The sequence below is a fragment of the Undibacterium paludis genome, assembly GCF_022568815.1.
GTDB lineage: Bacteria > Pseudomonadota > Gammaproteobacteria > Burkholderiales > Burkholderiaceae_D > Undibacterium.
In genome coordinates this window covers 19,479-37,132 of sequence record NZ_JAKZHX010000013.1, presented here as the reverse complement: position 1 = coordinate 37,132, position 17,654 = coordinate 19,479, and the positions used below count along the sequence as shown (strand labels likewise).

Genomic DNA, 17,654 nt, shown 5'->3' with positions numbered 1-17,654 from the left:
TAATGCATGGTGCTATAAGTGACTCAGGCCGCGGCAATCAAACGCCACATTGCCTGGGTCACAGCTGACCCAACTTCATTCATGTCCAGCACAATATCGAAGTGATGTCTGTCTTCGACGGTCAATGTTTCCACCTGTGCACCGGCACGGTGGAGAGTATCTGCAAATGCGGCCGTCTGCCGTTGAAAACCCTGGGTCTCCAAGGCACCCACAGCCAGCAGGACTGGTGCATGCACAGACAATTTTAGCAAGGCAGGACTCAGGCTGGCCGCGCATTGTGGCGTCAGTTTCATCCACTCGTTGATGTGACTGTCGCACAATGGACGAATATCAAACAGGCCACTGAGCATGCTGGCGCTTTTGATGACATCCCCTGGTAAGGCATGGCTCTCCTGCCAGCCATCCGTCAGCAGCATTGCACATAAATGCCCGCCAGCAGAACTGCCGGCGATATGCATCCTGTCCCGATTGATACCATAGTCAGGTGCATGATGATAAATATGGGCAATGGCTGAGCGACACTGTCCTACAATCTGCTCGAGGCTGGCGTCTGGAGCCAACGCATATTCAATCGCGACCACACTGACGCCCCGACGCGTCCAGGACTGCGCCATGAAAGCAGAATCCTTGCGTGACAGGGCACGCCAATATCCGCCATGCAGGTAAATCAGCACCGGATTACCCTGTGCATTGGGCGGAGCATGGAAAATATCGATTTTTTCAAACATCGTATCGCCATAGGCAACATCAAGACGGCAAGGCAGGCTGTTAGCGGCAGCCTGACTCAAATCGGCATAGATTTTAACGAATACAGAAAAATCAGCGACGGTAGCCCTGGCGTTGTATTGCACATCTCTTTCCTGGTGATTTGAAAAAAACAAATCGAGGTTGATATCATGCCTGCTCATCACGACCTTCCCATTTCATGTGCATCATAAAAACAATTCCATTGTTAAATTGCGCCAATTTCAAAAGCCAATAAATTGAACTGCAATGAACCTAAGGAATATCTGATTAAGTTCTAATTTTCTTTGATTCTCACCTATGTAAAGGACAGGGAGTAAAAATCGTGCTCAAAGCATGCTGATCTTCAGAGATTGGGGAGGTGCTTCCCCAATTTCCCCACTTCTCGTGCGATTTCTCGCACCTTGGGCACACTATGCCCCTTGCATGCGCATCAAGCGCCTGCGAACCATGAACAGGTTCGCCAGTGCACAGGTCACAAACAAGCGATGCGCATTCTTTTGCAAACCACGATATCTGACTTTGGTAAATCCAAACACACGCTTGATGATGCAGAAGGCATGTTCAACCTTGGCGCGCACGCTTGACTTGCGGCGGTTGGTCAGACGCTCTTCCTCTGTCAGGGTGTGGCTGCGCGTGCCCCGGATATTGGTAAAGTCTTTTACACCTGGGGCTTTGCTGCGTGCCGCCTGCTTTTGGCCTGTGTAAGCTGAGTCGCCCCAATATCGTTTCTCACGCCCGTGGAGTAAGTCTGGTAATACCTGGCTATCATGGGCATTGGCTCCCGTTACAACAACGGCATGGATCAGTTTGGTCTTGCTGTCGACGCCTATGTGGCCTTTCATACCGAAATACCATTGATTGCCTTTCTTGGTCTGGCGCATTTCCGGGTCGCGTTTGCCTTCTTTATTCTTTGTGGATGAAGGCGCTGAAATGATGGTGGCATCAACGATAGTACCGCCCGACACCCTCATTCCCCGCTCTTGCAGGTGACGGCCTACTTCTTCGAAGATACGCTTGCCAAGGCCATGGCGCTCCAGCAGGTGCCGAAATTTGCATACTGTTGTTTCATCCGGCACGGGTTCATTGCCCAGGTCAATAGCGGCAAAACTGCGCATGGAGACGGATTCGTATAAGGCTTCCTCAACAGCAGGGTCCGACAGGTTGAACCATTGTTGCAGGAAGTAAATGCGTAACATGCGCTCCACTCCAACAGGCGGGCGTCCGTTACCTGCCTTGGGATAATGGGGCTCTATCAGTGCGCATAGCATAGCCCATGGCACAACCTGATTCATCTCGGAGAGGAATACCGCCCGCTTTGTTGTCTTGGCGTAGCGTTCAAATCCACCTTCGGCAAATGTCGTCTGTTTCATGGCGTCTATGATTCTATGGGGAACATGCTTATATTAACGTCTCTTAATCAGAGTTCGTTTACTTAATCAGAGATTCCCTAAGGCAAGGGACTATGTTGACAATGATTTTGCCTTTGCTGACACTGCTCAAAAAAAGTAGCAAGATAGCAACTTTATTTTCCGAGATGCAATTATAAAAAACCAATAAGATATTATTGGGGGACCAATAGCCTGAGGGAAACCAAGGGAAACATCTATCACTGGCTTATCCTGGATAGACAAAGAAGAGAAGTGGAAGTTGGCGAGCCTGGTCTGCGGCACTTGCGGGAAATGACTGTGGCTGCTTCGTTCCCGACCTGACCAGATTGGCCATGCCGCAATGCGCAGGGGCCCGCCAGCCGTAATTATAGCGCATAGATTACAAACTTGCAGCAATTCAGATCACCCCGCCCCTTTCTCAACTGTTCGCCCCTTATTCAACTTTATCCCGGCTTCCCGCATTCCATCCGCCAAACGGTCCGTTTCATCGCATAAATACCTGGCATCCATCACCACGCCTAAGATACACAGGCCCGCAACTGCATCCTGAACGGGACACAGGTTATTTTAAAAAAGAAAAAGGATAATTTCATGGAACTCTGCATACAGCAACTTTCGAAAAAATATAGCAATGGCGTACAGGCGCTGGACAATATCAACCTGACGATACCGGCAGGCATGTTCGGTCTGCTGGGACCAAATGGCGCCGGAAAATCGAGCCTGATGCGCACCCTGGCTACCTTGCAAGATGCAGATTCGGGCAATGCTCTTTTCGATGGCTTGAACATCAGTGAAAACAAAGACCAGATCAGGCGCCTGCTCGGTTATCTGCCACAAGATTTCGGCTTGTACCCCAAAGTCACCGCATACGACTTGCTTGAGCATTTTGCCATTTTAAAAGGACTGGAAAACCGCAGTCAGCGCAAAGCCGTTGTTGAAGCCCTGCTGCATCAAACCAATTTATACGATGTCCGGAACAAACAATTGGGTGGTTTTTCAGGCGGCATGCGCCAGCGCTTTGGGATTGCCCAGGCTCTGCTCGGCGATCCGCGCCTGATCATCGTCGATGAACCGACAGCCGGCCTGGACCCCGAAGAGCGTGTGCGTTTTCACAATCTGCTGTCAGACATAGGTACGGAAAAAATCGTCATTCTGTCCACTCATATAGTTGAAGATGTTGCCGACCTGTGCAATCACATGGCCATCATCAATAAGGGGCGCGTCATTCTGACCGGTGAACCACTGGACCTGGTTGAGCGCATACAAGGCAAGATATGGAAAAAATTCATTGAAAAATCTGAACTGGCCCACTACAAGAGCGCATATCAACTGATATCAAGCCGTCTGACATCTGGCCGTACACTGATACATGTGTATGCCGACGACCAGCCTGACCATGAATTTTCCGCAGTACAAGGTAATCTCGAAGATGTGTATTTCTCCGCCATGACCGGCCTGCTATCGGCACCACAAGCGACACAAGCGACCGCCCGGCTTATGCCCGCTACTGCAGCTCCAATCACAACCTGAGGAACGGACATGCTAACGATCATCCTCTTCGAACTGAGGCAAAAGCTGCGCAGCCCGTCCACATATGTCTATTTTCTCGTTTTCTTCGGTCTGGCACTCCTGTGGGTTGCCGCAGCAGGCGGCGTATTCAGCGGAGCATCGATTGACTTCGGTGGAAAAATACATATCAATGCACCGGTGGCCGTCTTCCAGAGCATCACATTTCTCGGATATATAGCCATGAGTACTGTCGCGGCCATCATGGGGCAGGCGACGCATCAGGACATAGAACATCAATCCTGGCATTTTTTTTATAGTGCGCCAATCAGCAAGTTTCAATACCTGGCAGGTCGTTTTCTCGGTGCCCTGTCAAGCTCAATGATTATTTTCGCAGGGATGGGTTTGGGTGCCTGGCTGGGCTGCTACCTGCCTGGCATAGAGGTTGCGCGCCTGGGTCATCCGCAGTTAATGTCCTATCTTATCCCCTACGCCTACTCCGTACTGCCCAATTTCATTATTTTTGGTGGCATCTTCTTTACCATGGCAGCACTGAGCCGCCGCATGATGCCGGTGTATATTTCCAGTGTTGTACTGCTCATCGCCTACATGGTGGCACGTTCCTTCATGCGCGATCTGGACAACAAGATGCTGGCATCCCTGCTTGACCCTTTCGGCTCTGCGGCAGTCAGCTACATGACCGAGTACTGGAGTATTGCAGACAAAAATTCCAGGCAGATAGGTTTGAGCGGCAATTTCCTGCTGAATCGTTTGATCTGGGCCGGTGTTGGCCTGGCCTGCCTGTCCATATGCTACTGGAAATTCAGTTTTACAAATGTCGCTGGTACCGGCAAACAGAAAAAAGACGTCAAGGTCACGACCACAGGTAATACCGCCATCCCCAAAGTCATCCCTTCGTTCTCTGGCGCCAGAAACTGGAGGCTGTTGTTTGCTGAGACCATGCTGAATTTGCGCGAATCAGTAAAGAATGTGTATTTCATTGTCATCATGTTGTCCGGTGTGCTCTTCATGTTTGCTATTTCAAACACGGCGACCAAAATGTTTGGCACACCAACTTACCCGGTTACCTATGCCATCCTGGAACTGGTCGGGGGAAGTTTTGCCCTGTTCATGCTAACCGTCACCACCTTTTATGCAGGTGAATTGGTCTGGCGCGAGCGTGATGCGCGTGTAGCGCAATTGCTTGATGCCCTGCCAACACCCAACTGGCTGACATTCACATCCAAATTGATGGCGCTGATTCTCCTTCAGGGCATCATGTTGCTCGTTTTGATGTTATGCGGCATCCTGATACAAACGTTCAAGGGATATACAAACTACGAAATCAGCCTCTATCTGTACCAGTTATTCCTCCTGGACTGGCCTGCTTATGCACTGTTGGCCATACTGGCGATGTCGATACAGGCGATAGTCAATCACAAGTACCTGGGCTATCTGCTGATGATCGCCTATTACGTAGCACTGATTGCGCTGCCCGCGCTGGGCATGGAACATCCCCTGTTTCGCTTTGGCTATGCGCCGTCCCTGCCCTATTCAGACATGAACGCCTATGGACATGCACTGCCGCTGATACACTGGTATATGCTGCATTGGGGAGGAGCCTGTCTGGTATTAATTGCGGCGTCACTGATGCTTTGGGCACGTGGCACTGGCACGGAAATCCGCGGCCGCCTGCGCCTCGCCAAACAGGCCTTCAATGCAAGCAATGCCACGCTGCTGTTTGGTGGAGCGGGAATATATGCGCTGAGTGGCGCTGCAATTTTCTACTTCACGAATATTCTGCAGCCATACAAAAACAATTTTGAAAAACAGGCTGAAAATGCACAGTATGAGAAGCGCTACAAGAAATTTGCCAACCAGACACAACCACGTATCACCGATGTCAAACTCAAAGTTGATATCTACCCTGCAACACGTACCGCCCATATAGCAGGGGACTATGAATTGGTCAATCGCAGCCAGGCTCACATTGATGAAATATTCTTCACGCTTTCTGACGATATCGATGTCGAGAAGTTTGTCATCGATAGCGCCAGCACAAAGCATATTGCGGACAAAGACCTCCAGTTCCACAGCTACAAACTGCAACGTGCGCTGGCGCCAGGTGAAAAATTGCATCTGCATTTTGAACTGGCAGTAACACCAAAAACTTTTCTGGGCATGAGTTCAGGCCGGACTGTCCTGTACAACGGCACTTTCTTCAACAGCACACTGATGCCTCACATCGGTTACCAACCCGCCCTGGAACTCAGCGATGAGAAAACCAGACGCAAACATGGCTTGCCAGAGAAAGAACGCATGGCAGAACGCGATGATGCCCGGGCTCTGTCGAATAATTACATCTCCAACGATGCCGACTGGGTCAATTTTGATGCTGTCGTCTCCACCAGTGCGGACCAGATGGCCATTGCTCCAGGCAGCCTGAAGCGTGAATGGCAGGAAGATGGTCGTCATTATTATCACTATGCACCTGAACAGCCCATCCTGAATTTTTATGCCTTTCTGTCCGGACGTTATGCTGTCAAAACAGCACACTGGAAAGATATCGCCATAGAAATCGACTACCACAAAGGCCATGAATACAATCTTGAGCGCATGATCAAAGGGGTGCAAAAATCACTCGATTATTACACGCAACATTTTGGCCCTTATCAGCACAAACTGGTGCGCATCGTTGAATTCCCGCGCTACGCCAGTTTTGCACAGGCCTTCCCCAACACCATACCCTATTCAGAAAGCATAGGCTTCATCGCCAATGTCAATGACAGCAATACCAGAGAAGTCGATTACCCCTTCTACGTGACTGCCCATGAGGTGGCACATCAATGGTGGGCGCATCAACTGATCTCAGGCAATACCCGGGGTGGCACGATGCTGGTGGAAACCCTGGCGCAATACTCTGCCCTGATGGTCATGAAGCAGACTTACGGTGAGGCCACCATGCGACGTTTTCTCCGATTTGAACTCGATCGCTACCTCCAGGGTCGCAGCCAGGAAAGAAAAAAGGAATTGCCTCTGGCCCAGAACGAAAACCAGAACTATATCCACTACTCAAAAGGCAGCCTGTCCATGTATTTGCTGCAAGACCTGATTGGTGAAGATAAAGTCAACCTGGCTTTGCGTGATGTACTTGCCTCGCATGCCAATAAAGGAGCACCCTACCCCAGCAGTACGGTTATGCTGAATGCACTGCGTAGAGTAACACCAGCAGACATGCACTATCTGATTGATGACCTGTTTGAATCCATCATCCTTTTTGAAAACCGCGCCATCTCAGCCAGTGCAAAAGCACTGGCCAGTGGAGAGTATGAAGTCTCGCTAGCAGTCAGCAGCAAAAAACTGAAAGCCGATGAACTGGGAACAGAAAAAGAGATCGCTTTGCAGGACTGGATAGACATTGGTGTTGATGACAAGGACGGCAAGCCCCTGATTCGGGAACGCAAGCTGATCAATCACAAGGAAATGTCTTTCAAGCTCATCGTCAAAGGACTGCCAGGTAAGGCTGGGCTTGATCCCGATAACAAGTATGTGGACCGAAAACCGGACGACAATATGGTGAAGGTGGAAATGGAGAATAAGTAAGCATCAATGATGCGATGCACAAAAAAAGCGAACTCAGGTTCGCTTTTTTTACGCTCTCTACACTTAAACCTTATTACCAGAAAGTCACTAGATGATAGATATCAAGATCGAATTCTTCCGATCAATAAGCTGTAGCGGTTCCAGTCTGCAAAAATACCTTGTGGCAATATCAATTCCGTTAAAAATAGCCATTAAAATCGAAAAAATATCAATCACGGAAAATATATTTTCAATTTAACTTTTCAATTGAGAACTTTAAGACCAAAATATTGCCCAAAACCCGGCACCTATACTTATAAGATTCGCCTGTGCCGGCAATGTATATCAAATAAACAATATTCCTCCTGAGTCACAAGCTGCAGTACTTCCATCAAATTCAACCTGGACGTTAGCCATGCATAAACATCTTATTCGTAACTTGTTCGCTGTTGCATTGATACTGCCTGCTGCTGTTTATGCAGCGCACCCCAGCGAAACAGAAGCAGACCGCTGGAACCTGAAAGACATGTACCAGACCAAGGCAGACTGGGATAAGGACGCCATGACACTGGAAGTGCAGTTAAAGCAGATCCAGACCTGCAGCGGCCATCTGGGTGACAGTCTGGCACGCTTCAAGACTTGCATGGACTTGAATTCTGACCTGCTGAAACGTTTTGCCAAATTGTCGAGCTACGCTTTCCAGTTCCGTGACCAGGATACTGGCGACAATGCCGGCATGGACCTGGGCCAGCGCTCCGACATTCTTGGCAGCAAGGTGGAGGAAGCAACGTCCTTCCTGCGGCCGGAAATCCTGAGCATGGGCGCGAAAAAGATCGAAACCTTCCAGTCCAAGGACAAAGGTTTGCGCATTTATGCTCATCTGCTTGATGACATCCTACGCTCGGGCCAGCATACCCTAGATAAAAAAGGTGAAGAAATCATCGCAACATTTGGCATGGCGACCAATACTGCCAGTGCCGTGTATTCGACTTTTTCAAATGCAGAAATGCCCTGGCCCAAGGTCAAGCTGTCAACCGGCGAAGAGGTACGCATAGACCAGGCAGCTTATACAAAATATCGAGCAGCACCGAACCGTGCTGATCGCCAGCTGGTATTTGATGCCTTCTGGGGTAAATGGAAAGAATTTGAACGCAGCTACGGCGTGACCTTTTACGAGCAACTGAAGCGGGACTCTGCCTATGCCAAGGTACGCAACTACCCGGATTCATTGACACAGGCACTTGACAACAACAAACTGCCACGGGCAGTCTACGACACCCTGGTGAGCCAGACGCGTGCCAACCTGCCTACCCTGCACCGTTATTTCAAATTGCGTGCCAAACTCCTGGGAGTTCAGGATTTGCGCTATTTTGATATTTACCCGCCTCTGGTGTCGGGCAATTTCAAATACCCGATTGCAGACGGTATCAAACTGATGCTGGAATCGGTCAAGCCACTTGGCGATGACTACGCAAAAGCCATGGCCAAAGCCACCACGGAACGCTGGATGGATGTCTACCCACGTCCACGCAAGCGTTCCGGTGCTTACATGAATGGAGCCGCCTATGATGTCCATCCTTATCTGCTGCTCAATTACAACGACGACTATGAATCAGTATCGACCCTGGGCCATGAATGGGGTCATGCCATGCATTCCTATTTGTCCAACAAGCACCAGCCTTTCATCAGTGCTGACTACCCAACCTTCACGGCTGAAATCGCTTCAACGACTAACGAAGTTTTCCTGCTGGATCACATGCTGAAAATCGCCAAGAGCGATGATGAGCGTTTGCTCTACCTGGGCTCCGCCCTGGAAAATCTGCGCGGCACCTTCTTCCGCCAGGCCATGTTTGCTGACTTTGAACGCGAAGTACACAGCAAGGTTGACAAGGGAGAATCCCTGACTGGTGAAGCACTGTCGAAAATCTATGGTGACATTTTGAAGAGCTACCATGGCGACAAAGAAGGTGTGATGAAGATTGACGACACCTATGCGGTCGAATGGGCCTATATTCCGCATTTCTACAATCGCTTTTATGTCTTCCAGTATGCCACCTCCATTGCAGCAGGCTCGATGTTTGCTGATGAAATCCTCAAGGGCCAGGCAGGTGCAAAGGACAAGTATCTAAACATCCTCAAAGCCGGCGGCTCTGCCTACCCGTATGAGTTGGTCAAAGGCGCAGGGGTTGATCTTGCCTCACCTGCCCCTTACCAGGCTGTGTTTGCCCGCATGAATAAAATCATGGACCAGATCGAGGCAATACAGGCCAAACGTTAAGCCTCCCCCAATCAGTCAGCCAGTGCGCCTATCAGGCAACTGGCAAACTAAAAGCTTCTTCCGCAAACCGGAAGAGGCCATTTATTTTTAAACAAATATTTTCGAACAAAATGGAAAAGACTATGCAAAAGAAATGGTTATTTATGGCCCTGGCCTTCCCAGGTCTGTCCATGGCCGCCGAAGGCATGTGGACCATGGACAATCTCCCCACCAGCAAACTCCAGGCTGAATACGGTTTCAAACCAAGTGCAGAATGGGTAAAGAACACCATGCTCGGTTCTGTCAAATTACCTGGTTGCTCTGGCTCTTTCGTTTCCAAAGATGGCCTGGTCATGACCAATCACCATTGCGCATCCGGTTGCATAGAACAATTGTCCAGCGCCAAGCAAAATTATATAGAAAACGGCTTCCTGGCAAAGAAACGTGAAGAAGAGCAAGCCTGCCCGGCCATGGAATTGAATCGTCTGGAAGAAATCACCGACGTTACCGCAGAAGTTAAAAAAGCCACAGCAGGTCTGGATGGCGCGGCCTATAAACAGGCGCAGAATGTCATCAACAACAAACTGACAGCCGCCTGCGTAGGTGATGACAAAGAAAAGATCCGCTGCGACATCGTCGATCTTTATCACGGTGGCCGCTACCATCTGTACAAATATCACCGCTATGCGGATACCCGTCTGGTATGGGCACCAGAAAAAGCGATTGCCTTCTTTGGTGGCGACCCCGACAATTTCAACTTCCCGCGTTATGACCTCGACATCACCATGTTGCGCGTCTACGAAAATGGCAAGCCAGCTGAAATCAAGAATTTTTTCCCGTTCAGCAAAAATGGTCCGCAAGAAGGTGAGATGACCTTCATCACGGGCCACCCTGGTTCTACCCAGCGTCAATTGACGATTGCCCAATTGAGCAGCCTGCGCGATATCGGCTTGATCGATAATCTGCAGCACATGGCTGAATTGCGCGGCGTCCTGACGCAATACCGCAAATCCAGCCCTGAGGCCGCACGCACGGCAGATCAGATGTTGTTTGGCATTGAAAACAGCTATAAATCCGGCGTAGGTCGCCTGCAAACCCTGCTTGATCCTGAATTTATCGCACGCAAACAGGCTGAAGAAACAGCCTTGCGCCAGTTCGTTGATTCCAAGCCGGAGCTGAAGGAAAAAATCAGCGGCGCGTGGGACGCCATCGCCAAAGCCCAGGAAAGCTATCGCCAATTGCACAGGATTTCCAGCATGACCGAAGGTGCTGCGGCTTTCAACAGCAATTACTTCCGTCTGGCCCGCATCCTGGTTCGCGCGGCTGATGAGAAAGGTAAAAACAGCGCTGACCGTCTGCCGGAATTTGCAGAGACCCGCCTGCCGGCCGTACAGCAATCCCTGTTTTCCAAAGCACCTATCTATCCGGAGTTCGAAAAAGTCAAACTGACGCATTCCTTGACCAAAATGCGTGAAGACCTCGGTGCAAATCACGCTTTCGTCAAGCAGGTACTGGGAAAACTGTCGCCTGAGCAACTGACCGAAAACCTGGTCAGCAAAACCCGCCTGGCCGATATCGAATACCGCAAAACCCTGTGGAACGGCGGCAAGGAAGCCATTGCGCAATCAGATGATCCTTTCATCAAGCTGGCCCTGGCAGTCGATGCAGAATCACGCAGCATACGCAAACGCCTGGAACAGGAAGTGCAGTCCGTAGTGCAGAAAAATTCCGAATTGATTGCACAGGCACGCTTTGCCCAATCCGGCACCAGCGTTTACCCGGATGCGACCGGCACCCTACGTCTGTCTTATGGTGAAGTCAAAGGCTGGGAACTTGGCGAAAACAAGGTCAAGCCTTTCACCAATTTTGCCGGTGCGTTTGAGCATGACACAGGCGCATTCCCATTTGCCTTGCCAGCATCCTGGCATGCGGCAAAAGGCAAGCTGAACCTGCAACAGCCCTATAATTTTGTCACCAATAACGACATCATAGGCGGCAATTCCGGCAGCCCTTTGATCAATAAAAACGGTGAAATCGTTGGCCTGGTCTTTGATGGCAATATCCACTCCCTGGGTGGCGCATTCTGGTTCGACAGCCGCAGTAACCGTGCCGTAGCTGTCCATAGCGGCGGCATACTGGAAGCCATGGACAAGATATATGGCGCCAAGGAACTGTTGAAAGAACTGACCAGCAAATAAGCAGTTACAGCCCATTATCAATCAAAGCCTCGCTGCCGTCCGGCAGCGAGGCTTTTTTCATGTCATCACATTAATTACAGCCTTCTTCTTTGATACTGCTTTGATACTGATCAACAGACAAGCCTGCTTCACAAAGTAAAGTAAATAAAAAATAGTAAGGAGGCCACGATGTCTGTCCGTAATATCTACCCCGTTTCGCTCAGTATCATACGTGACGAGCATGAGCATTTATCATCAGTGATACAGGGGATGCTCTACTTTGTCCGGCAAATTGCACACGGTGGTCCTTGCCCGGACCTGAAAGTGTTCCGCGCCATGCTTTATTACATCAAGGAATACCCCGAAAAAAATCATCACCCCAAGGAAGATCTATACCTATTTGCCAAAATCAAGGAGAGAACACATCAACTCGACGGTGAACTTGATGCCTTGAGTGAGCAGCATAGCAAGGGGGAATTGATGGTGCGTCAACTGTCAAACGCTTTGCTGGACTATGAATTCTGTGGTCAACCTGCTTTTGCCCTTTTCAATGCACAGGTTGAACAATATGCACAATTCTATTTTGCCCATATGCGGGTAGAAGAGGAGCGTATCATTCCTATCGCCAGGCAAATCCTGAATGACCAGGACTGGCAGGAGGTAGATGCGGCATTTTTGGAGAACCGCAAAATACTTGATGATGCAGGTGAACGTTATAAATATGAACAGTTGTTCTCACTCATCGTCAACATCACTCCCGCCCCCATCGGTGTTGCAAATCCGCTCTGAAGGCACTCATCGTCTTGAAGAAAGCACAATACCGCCCACTATGCAGATAAAAGCCGCCACATGGAACAAATGCGGAGTATCTCCCAAAAAGGCAGATGACATTATTGCCGCGAACAGGGGTGTCAGGTTATTGAAAAAAGCAGCCACATTCGGCCCAACCCGCTGAACGCCCAGTCCCCAACAACGAAAAGCAATCACTGCGGGGCCGATTGCGACAAATGCCAGGGCAGCAAACAGCATGGGATTCCAGTGTATGACCGGCTTCATCAACATCCACTCGGCAGCAGAAAAAGCAGCTGACCACAAGACACCAAAACTGACTTGCGCCAGCAAAAAAAAGGCCCAGTGTTCCCGCAATTGCGTATGATCCCCGCGTGTCAGCAACCAGCTATACAAGGACCAGGTGATTGTCGCAATGATCATAAATATATCGCCAGGCACCAGACGCAAGGCCAGCAATTGCGCCAGTTCGCCCCGGCTGAGGACAATCAATACACCAGCGATTGACAAAGCCGCACCAGCCAATTGCCAGCGCGTGATTTTAGCCTGAAAAAACAGGCTGCCGACAATCAGCATCCACACCGGCATGCTGGCTGCCACCAGGGTTACATTGATGGGAGTGGAACTTTGCAACGCCAGGTATTGCAAAGCGTTATATAAGCCAACCCCGAGCAGACCCAATATGGCATACCTGCGCCAGTTGGGCCATAGTACGCTGTCACGACGAAAAATAGGAAACGCCATTGGCAACAGTATCAGGAAAGCCAATACCCAGCGTATGAGGTTTAACGTAATCGGCGGTACCATATCATGTATCATGCGCCCAACGATGGCATTGCCAGACCACAGCAAAGGTGGGATGACAAGCAAAATGATGGTGCCGGGCGTTAGTTTATGATTCATGAATGAACAACAGACTCAGGTTGACAGCAGGCGGCGCGTGCAGTTGACAGGCGGCCTGCACAAAATCATGAGCATACAGCAAGCAAGGTTTGCCTGCTTTACCTGGCTTACGCATTATCGTTGCAAACTCTCCCACACTTTTTGCAAGCGCTTGACCGATACCGGCATGGGAGTACGTAACTCCTGGGCAAACAAGGACACCCTGAGTTCTTCCAGCAGCCAGCGGAATTCCAGCAGCTTGGGGTCAGCGTCCACGCCCGACTTACGCGGATGCCGCTGCCAGCCCTGGGCCACACTATTCCACTCTGTCAGTAGCTTCTGGTCACGCGCCGGGTCGGCGCGCAGCTTGTCCATACGTACCGTGATGGCCTTCAGATAACGTGGAAAATGTGATAACTGACTGAAGTCGTTCTCGGCAATAAAACGCTTTGTCACCAGCATCTGCAATTGCGCCTGCATGTCACTGGCAGCGTGAGCATGAGCCTTTATACTCTGCAGCTTCTTGGGCAGGCTGTGATATTCTGCCAGGATCAGTGCTGCGGTACGGGCAATTTCATTGGCCAGCAGATTCAACCTGCCCTTCCCCTCATCCCTGCGTTTATTAAATTCACCGGAGTTGGTCGGCAAAGGGTTTTGCAAGAAGGCGCTTTCTATCGCCACCTGTATGATCTGGTCGCGCAATTCCTCTTGCGAACCCAATGACATGAATTGCATGCCCATTTGCTGCAAACCAGGGATGTTTTTTTCCAGGAACTTGATCTGCTCTTTCATTTGCAGCGCAAACAAACGACGCAGGCCTGTTCGATGTATGCGTGCCGCCTCATCGGGATCATCAAATACTTCAATATGACAATGCACAAGCTTGTCCACCAGTGCAGGATAACCGATCAGAGTTTGCTTGCCTTGCTGTACCTCCAGCAATTCTGGCAGGCTGTCAAAGGTCCAGGCAGTCAGGTTTTCCTGTTTGAAAACCGGCGCAGCAGCTTGCACATTGACAGGTACCATTTTTTCGCCCTGACGACCAGACTTGACTTCAGCCATTCCGGCGTGTTTGCTCACTGAAGCATTGGCATCCAGCAAAGCCAGTTTCTCCGCGCTGGCGATACGCTGGAAACTTTCACGCGCCTGCCCGCCAAATTCGGCTCGCAGACTGGCCAGATTACGCCCCATTTCCAACTGGCGACCATGCTCATCAACGACCTTGAAATTCATCGTCAAATGGACAGGCAGGGTTTCAAATTTAAAATCTGTAGTCTTGCACAGCAAACCTCTCTGTTCGCGTATGTCGGCAATGACAGCATCGAGGAAATTACCACGGCCAAAATCATTACGTTCGCAAAAACCTGCTGCATATTCAGGAATAGGCACACAATGGCGACGTATCTTTTGTGGCAAAGACTTGATCAGCAAATGTACTTTTTCTTTCAGCATACCGGGCACCAGCCATTCACAGCGATCAGCAGAGACCTGATTCAATGAAAACAGTGGCACAGTCAGGGTCACGCCATCGCGTGGACTACCTGGTTCAAAGTGGTAACTGAGCTGCAGCGCAACACCCGAAACCTGCATGGCCTTGGGGAACAAATCCGTGGTCACACCGGCGGCCTCGTGCCGCATCAGCTCGTCCTTGTTCAGGTGCAAGAGCTTGGGGTTATCCTTTGTTGCCTCTTTATGCCATTGTTCGAACAGCACACTATTATAGATACCGGCAGGCAGCAATTTGTCATAGAAAGCTACGATCAATTCTTCATCCACCAGCACATCCAGGCGACGCGACTTGTGTTCAAGGTTTTCTATCTCACGCACCAGCTTCTGATTGTAGGCAAAGAACGGGGCACGGGTATCAAACTCACCGTCGACCAGGGCATCTCGAATGAAGATTTCACGCGCTTCCACCGGGTGAGTCAGACCATACTGAGTACGCCGCTGACTATACACGACCAGCCCATACAAGGTAGCACGCTCAAAGGCTGACACCTGACCTGCCCGTTTTTCCCAGCGGGGTTCACCATAGGATTTTTTCAGTAAATGACCACCTATTTTCTCCAGCCAGTCCGGATTGATCTGGGCAATGCAACGACCATATAATCTGGTTGTATCGACCAGTTCAGCCGCCATGATCCAGCGCCCGGCCTTTTTAGCCAGTGCCGAGCCTGGCCAGATATAAAACTTGATACCGCGCGCACCAAGGTAATGCGCCTCCTCATCTGACTTGTATCCGATGTTGCCAAGCAGGCCAGTCAGTAATGACAGATGCAATTGTTCATAGGTCGCCGGGGCTTCGTTCAAGCGCCAGCCCTGCTCCTTGACGATGGTCAGCAATTGCGAATGCACCTCGCGCCACTCACGCAAGCGCATCTGGCTGAGGAAATTGGCACGGCAATTATCTTGCAACTGGCGATTGGTTTTTTTGTGCTCTATGGCGTCTTCAAACCATTTCCAGATTTTCAGGTGTGACTGGAATTCGGATTTTTCATCGGCAAATTTCTTGTGTGCTGCATCAGCGGCGGCTTGCGCATCCATAGGGCGGTCACGCGGGTCCTGCACTGACAGGGCGGCAGCAATGATCAACACTTCCTGCAAGGCCTGGTTGTCCCGTGCCGCCAGTATCATGCGACCAACACGGGGATCCAGTGGCAATTTTGCCAGCTGTCGCCCCACTGGCGTCAGTTGATTGCTTTCATCCATGGCCCCCAGTTCTTGCAAGAGCTGGTAACCGTCAGCAATAGCGCGGCCTGGCGGTGGCTCAATGAAAGGGAAAGTCTCTACGTCAGTCAGGCGCAGGGATTTCATGCGCAGGATAACCGCAGCCAGTGATGAACGCAGTATCTCGGGTTCGGTAAATTTTGGTCTTTGCAGGTAATCCTGTTCATCGAACAAGCGTATGCAAACACCTGCTGCGACACGGCCACAACGACCGGCGCGCTGGTTGGCGGCAGACTGCGCTACAGCCTCCATCTGTAATTGTTCGACCTTGTTCCTGTAACTATAACGTTTGACACGCGCCAGCCCAACGTCAACGACATAGCGTATCCCGGGTACAGTCAGCGAGGTTTCAGCCACGTTGGTGGCAAGCACGATGCGACGGGCATTGGACGACTTGAACACTCTCTCCTGCTCTTGTGCCGACAGACGGGCAAACAGGGGCAGGATTTCTACATGGGGTGGATGATGCTTGCGCAAAGCCTCGGCAGCATCACGAATTTCGCGCTCACCCGGCAAGAACACCAGTACGTCACCAGAACCTATGCGGCACAACTCATCGACGGCATCAGTGATTGCCGTCATCAAGTCACGCTCTTTATCTTTTTCCGTATCCTGTATCGGGCGATAACGGACCTCTACCGGGTACAGGCGACCAGACACTTCGATAACTGGTGCCGGTTTGGGTTCAGCACCACGGGTATCGGCAAAATGATTGGCAAAACGCTGTGCATCTATCGTTGCTGAGGTAATGATGATCTTCAAGTCCCGGCGCTTGGGCAATAACTGCTTGAGATAGCCGAGCAGGAAGTCAATATTCAGGCTGCGCTCATGCGCCTCATCAATGATGATGGTGTCGTATTGTTTTAACAGCGGGTCGGTCTGGGTTTCTGCCAGCAGAATACCATCAGTCATCAGCTTGACCGACGCCCCCTTGCTCAGGGTATCGGTAAAGCGCACTTTAAAACCGACATGCTCACCCAGTGGCGAATTCAGTTCCTGCGCAATACGCTTGGCTGTTGACGAAGCAGCAATACGGCGTGGCTGCGTATGGCCGATCAAGCCTTTTTGCCCGCGCCCCAGTTCCAGGCATATCTTGGGTAATTGCGTGGTCTTGCCAGAGCCGGTTTCACCACAGACGATGATGACCTGATTTTTTTTCAATGCTTCGGCAATTTCTGCACGCTTGCCGGATACCGGCAATTCCTCCGGAAAACTGATGGGCGGCAAAGGATTACGCAAGGGCAAGGCCAGTTCCTCAGCTGCAACTGATACCGTTTTTTTCCTGTGGCCATCCCGGCGACCATCTAGCGCAGGCTTCGCCGCCTTGGCAGCAGACGATGATGGCTGTCGACCAGGTTCAGATGACTGCCTTCGATCATCTCGCTGCGCAGGAATTTTTTTTTCCTCTGCGTTGACAGCAGTATCCGGCTGACGCTGCCTGACAGGGTTGTCAGCCTTGGCAGCAGTCTCGCGCAATTGTTGACGAAGCTCTCGCAAACCTGATAATCCATCTGTTGTATCAGGCTTTGCTTTTGCGGGGAGAATTTTGGGTGTTTGATTTGAAGACATAGCGCTGCGCATTATCCCAGATTTTCAGAC

General features: G+C 50.6%; 9 protein-coding genes and 1 other RNA gene. 5 read left to right on the top strand and 5 right to left on the bottom strand.

The genetic code is table 11. The annotated features are described in order from the left end of the window. Positions 1-23 precede the first annotated feature (23 nt). The 3 genes from LZ463_RS21300 to ffs form a co-directional block, all read right to left on the bottom strand. Positions 24-908, bottom strand: a complete 885-nt coding sequence (locus LZ463_RS21300) for an alpha/beta hydrolase (protein WP_241458244.1) — start codon at positions 906-908, stop codon at positions 24-26. 249 nt (positions 909-1,157) lie between these two features. Continuing rightward, positions 1,158-2,117: an IS5 family transposase gene (locus tag LZ463_RS21295; protein ID WP_241458242.1), complete on the bottom strand. Its 960-nt coding sequence runs from the start codon at positions 2,115-2,117 to the stop codon at positions 1,158-1,160. Positions 2,118-2,393: 276 nt separating this feature from the next. After that, positions 2,394-2,492, bottom strand: an RNA gene (ffs, locus tag LZ463_RS21290) — signal recognition particle sRNA small type. Between the two features lie 234 nt (positions 2,493-2,726). On the opposite strand from ffs, the gene LZ463_RS21285 reads away from it, so the two are divergent. The 5 genes from LZ463_RS21285 (at position 2,727) to LZ463_RS21265 (ending at position 12,446) form a co-directional block, all read left to right on the top strand. Continuing rightward, entirely contained in the window at positions 2,727-3,665 is a 939-nt protein-coding gene (locus LZ463_RS21285; protein ID WP_241458240.1) for an ABC transporter ATP-binding protein, read from the top strand. A gap of 9 nt (positions 3,666-3,674) precedes the next feature. Beyond that, positions 3,675-7,244, top strand: a complete 3,570-nt coding sequence (locus LZ463_RS21280) for an ABC transporter permease/M1 family aminopeptidase (protein WP_241458238.1) — start codon at positions 3,675-3,677, stop codon at positions 7,242-7,244. A 394-nt stretch (positions 7,245-7,638) separates the two neighbouring features. Next, a complete protein-coding gene (gene pepF / locus LZ463_RS21275) occupies positions 7,639-9,501 on the top strand; it encodes an oligoendopeptidase F (protein ID WP_241458236.1) in 1,863 nt (620 codons plus the stop codon). Between the two features lie 122 nt (positions 9,502-9,623). Next, positions 9,624-11,678, top strand: a complete 2,055-nt coding sequence (locus tag LZ463_RS21270; protein ID WP_241458234.1) for a S46 family peptidase — start codon at positions 9,624-9,626, stop codon at positions 11,676-11,678. 168 nt (positions 11,679-11,846) lie between these two features. Next, a complete protein-coding gene (locus LZ463_RS21265) occupies positions 11,847-12,446 on the top strand; it encodes a hemerythrin domain-containing protein (RefSeq protein WP_241458232.1) in 600 nt (199 codons plus the stop codon). Between the two features lie 6 nt (positions 12,447-12,452). Here the strand turns inward: LZ463_RS21265 and LZ463_RS21260 are convergent, their stop codons facing one another. Both LZ463_RS21260 and hrpA read right to left on the bottom strand, forming a co-directional pair. Further along, positions 12,453-13,349 (bottom strand): DMT family transporter, encoded by an 897-nt coding sequence (locus tag LZ463_RS21260; RefSeq protein WP_241458230.1) that lies wholly within the window; start codon positions 13,347-13,349, stop codon positions 12,453-12,455. Between the two features lie 114 nt (positions 13,350-13,463). Next, positions 13,464-17,624, bottom strand: coding sequence for an ATP-dependent RNA helicase HrpA (gene hrpA, locus LZ463_RS21255; RefSeq protein ID WP_489686138.1), 4,161 nt, complete (start codon positions 17,622-17,624; stop codon positions 13,464-13,466). Between the last annotated feature and the right edge of the window lie 30 nt (positions 17,625-17,654).

Coding starts and splice junctions, on each gene's coding strand:
- LZ463_RS21270 (WP_241458234.1), top strand. CDS start 9,624: ATGCAAAAGAAATGGTTATTTATGGCCCTGGCCTTCCCAGGTCTGTCC.
- LZ463_RS21280 (WP_241458238.1), top strand. CDS start 3,675: ATGCTAACGATCATCCTCTTCGAACTGAGGCAAAAGCTGCGCAGCCCG.
- LZ463_RS21300 (WP_241458244.1), bottom strand. CDS start 908: ATGAGCAGGCATGATATCAACCTCGATTTGTTTTTTTCAAATCACCAG.
- pepF (WP_241458236.1), top strand. CDS start 7,639: ATGCATAAACATCTTATTCGTAACTTGTTCGCTGTTGCATTGATACTG.
- LZ463_RS21260 (WP_241458230.1), bottom strand. CDS start 13,349: ATGAATCATAAACTAACGCCCGGCACCATCATTTTGCTTGTCATCCCA.
- hrpA (WP_489686138.1), bottom strand. CDS start 17,624: ATGTCTTCAAATCAAACACCCAAAATTCTCCCCGCAAAAGCAAAGCCT.
- LZ463_RS21265 (WP_241458232.1), top strand. CDS start 11,847: ATGTCTGTCCGTAATATCTACCCCGTTTCGCTCAGTATCATACGTGAC.
- LZ463_RS21285 (WP_241458240.1), top strand. CDS start 2,727: ATGGAACTCTGCATACAGCAACTTTCGAAAAAATATAGCAATGGCGTA.
- LZ463_RS21295 (WP_241458242.1), bottom strand. CDS start 2,117: ATGAAACAGACGACATTTGCCGAAGGTGGATTTGAACGCTACGCCAAG.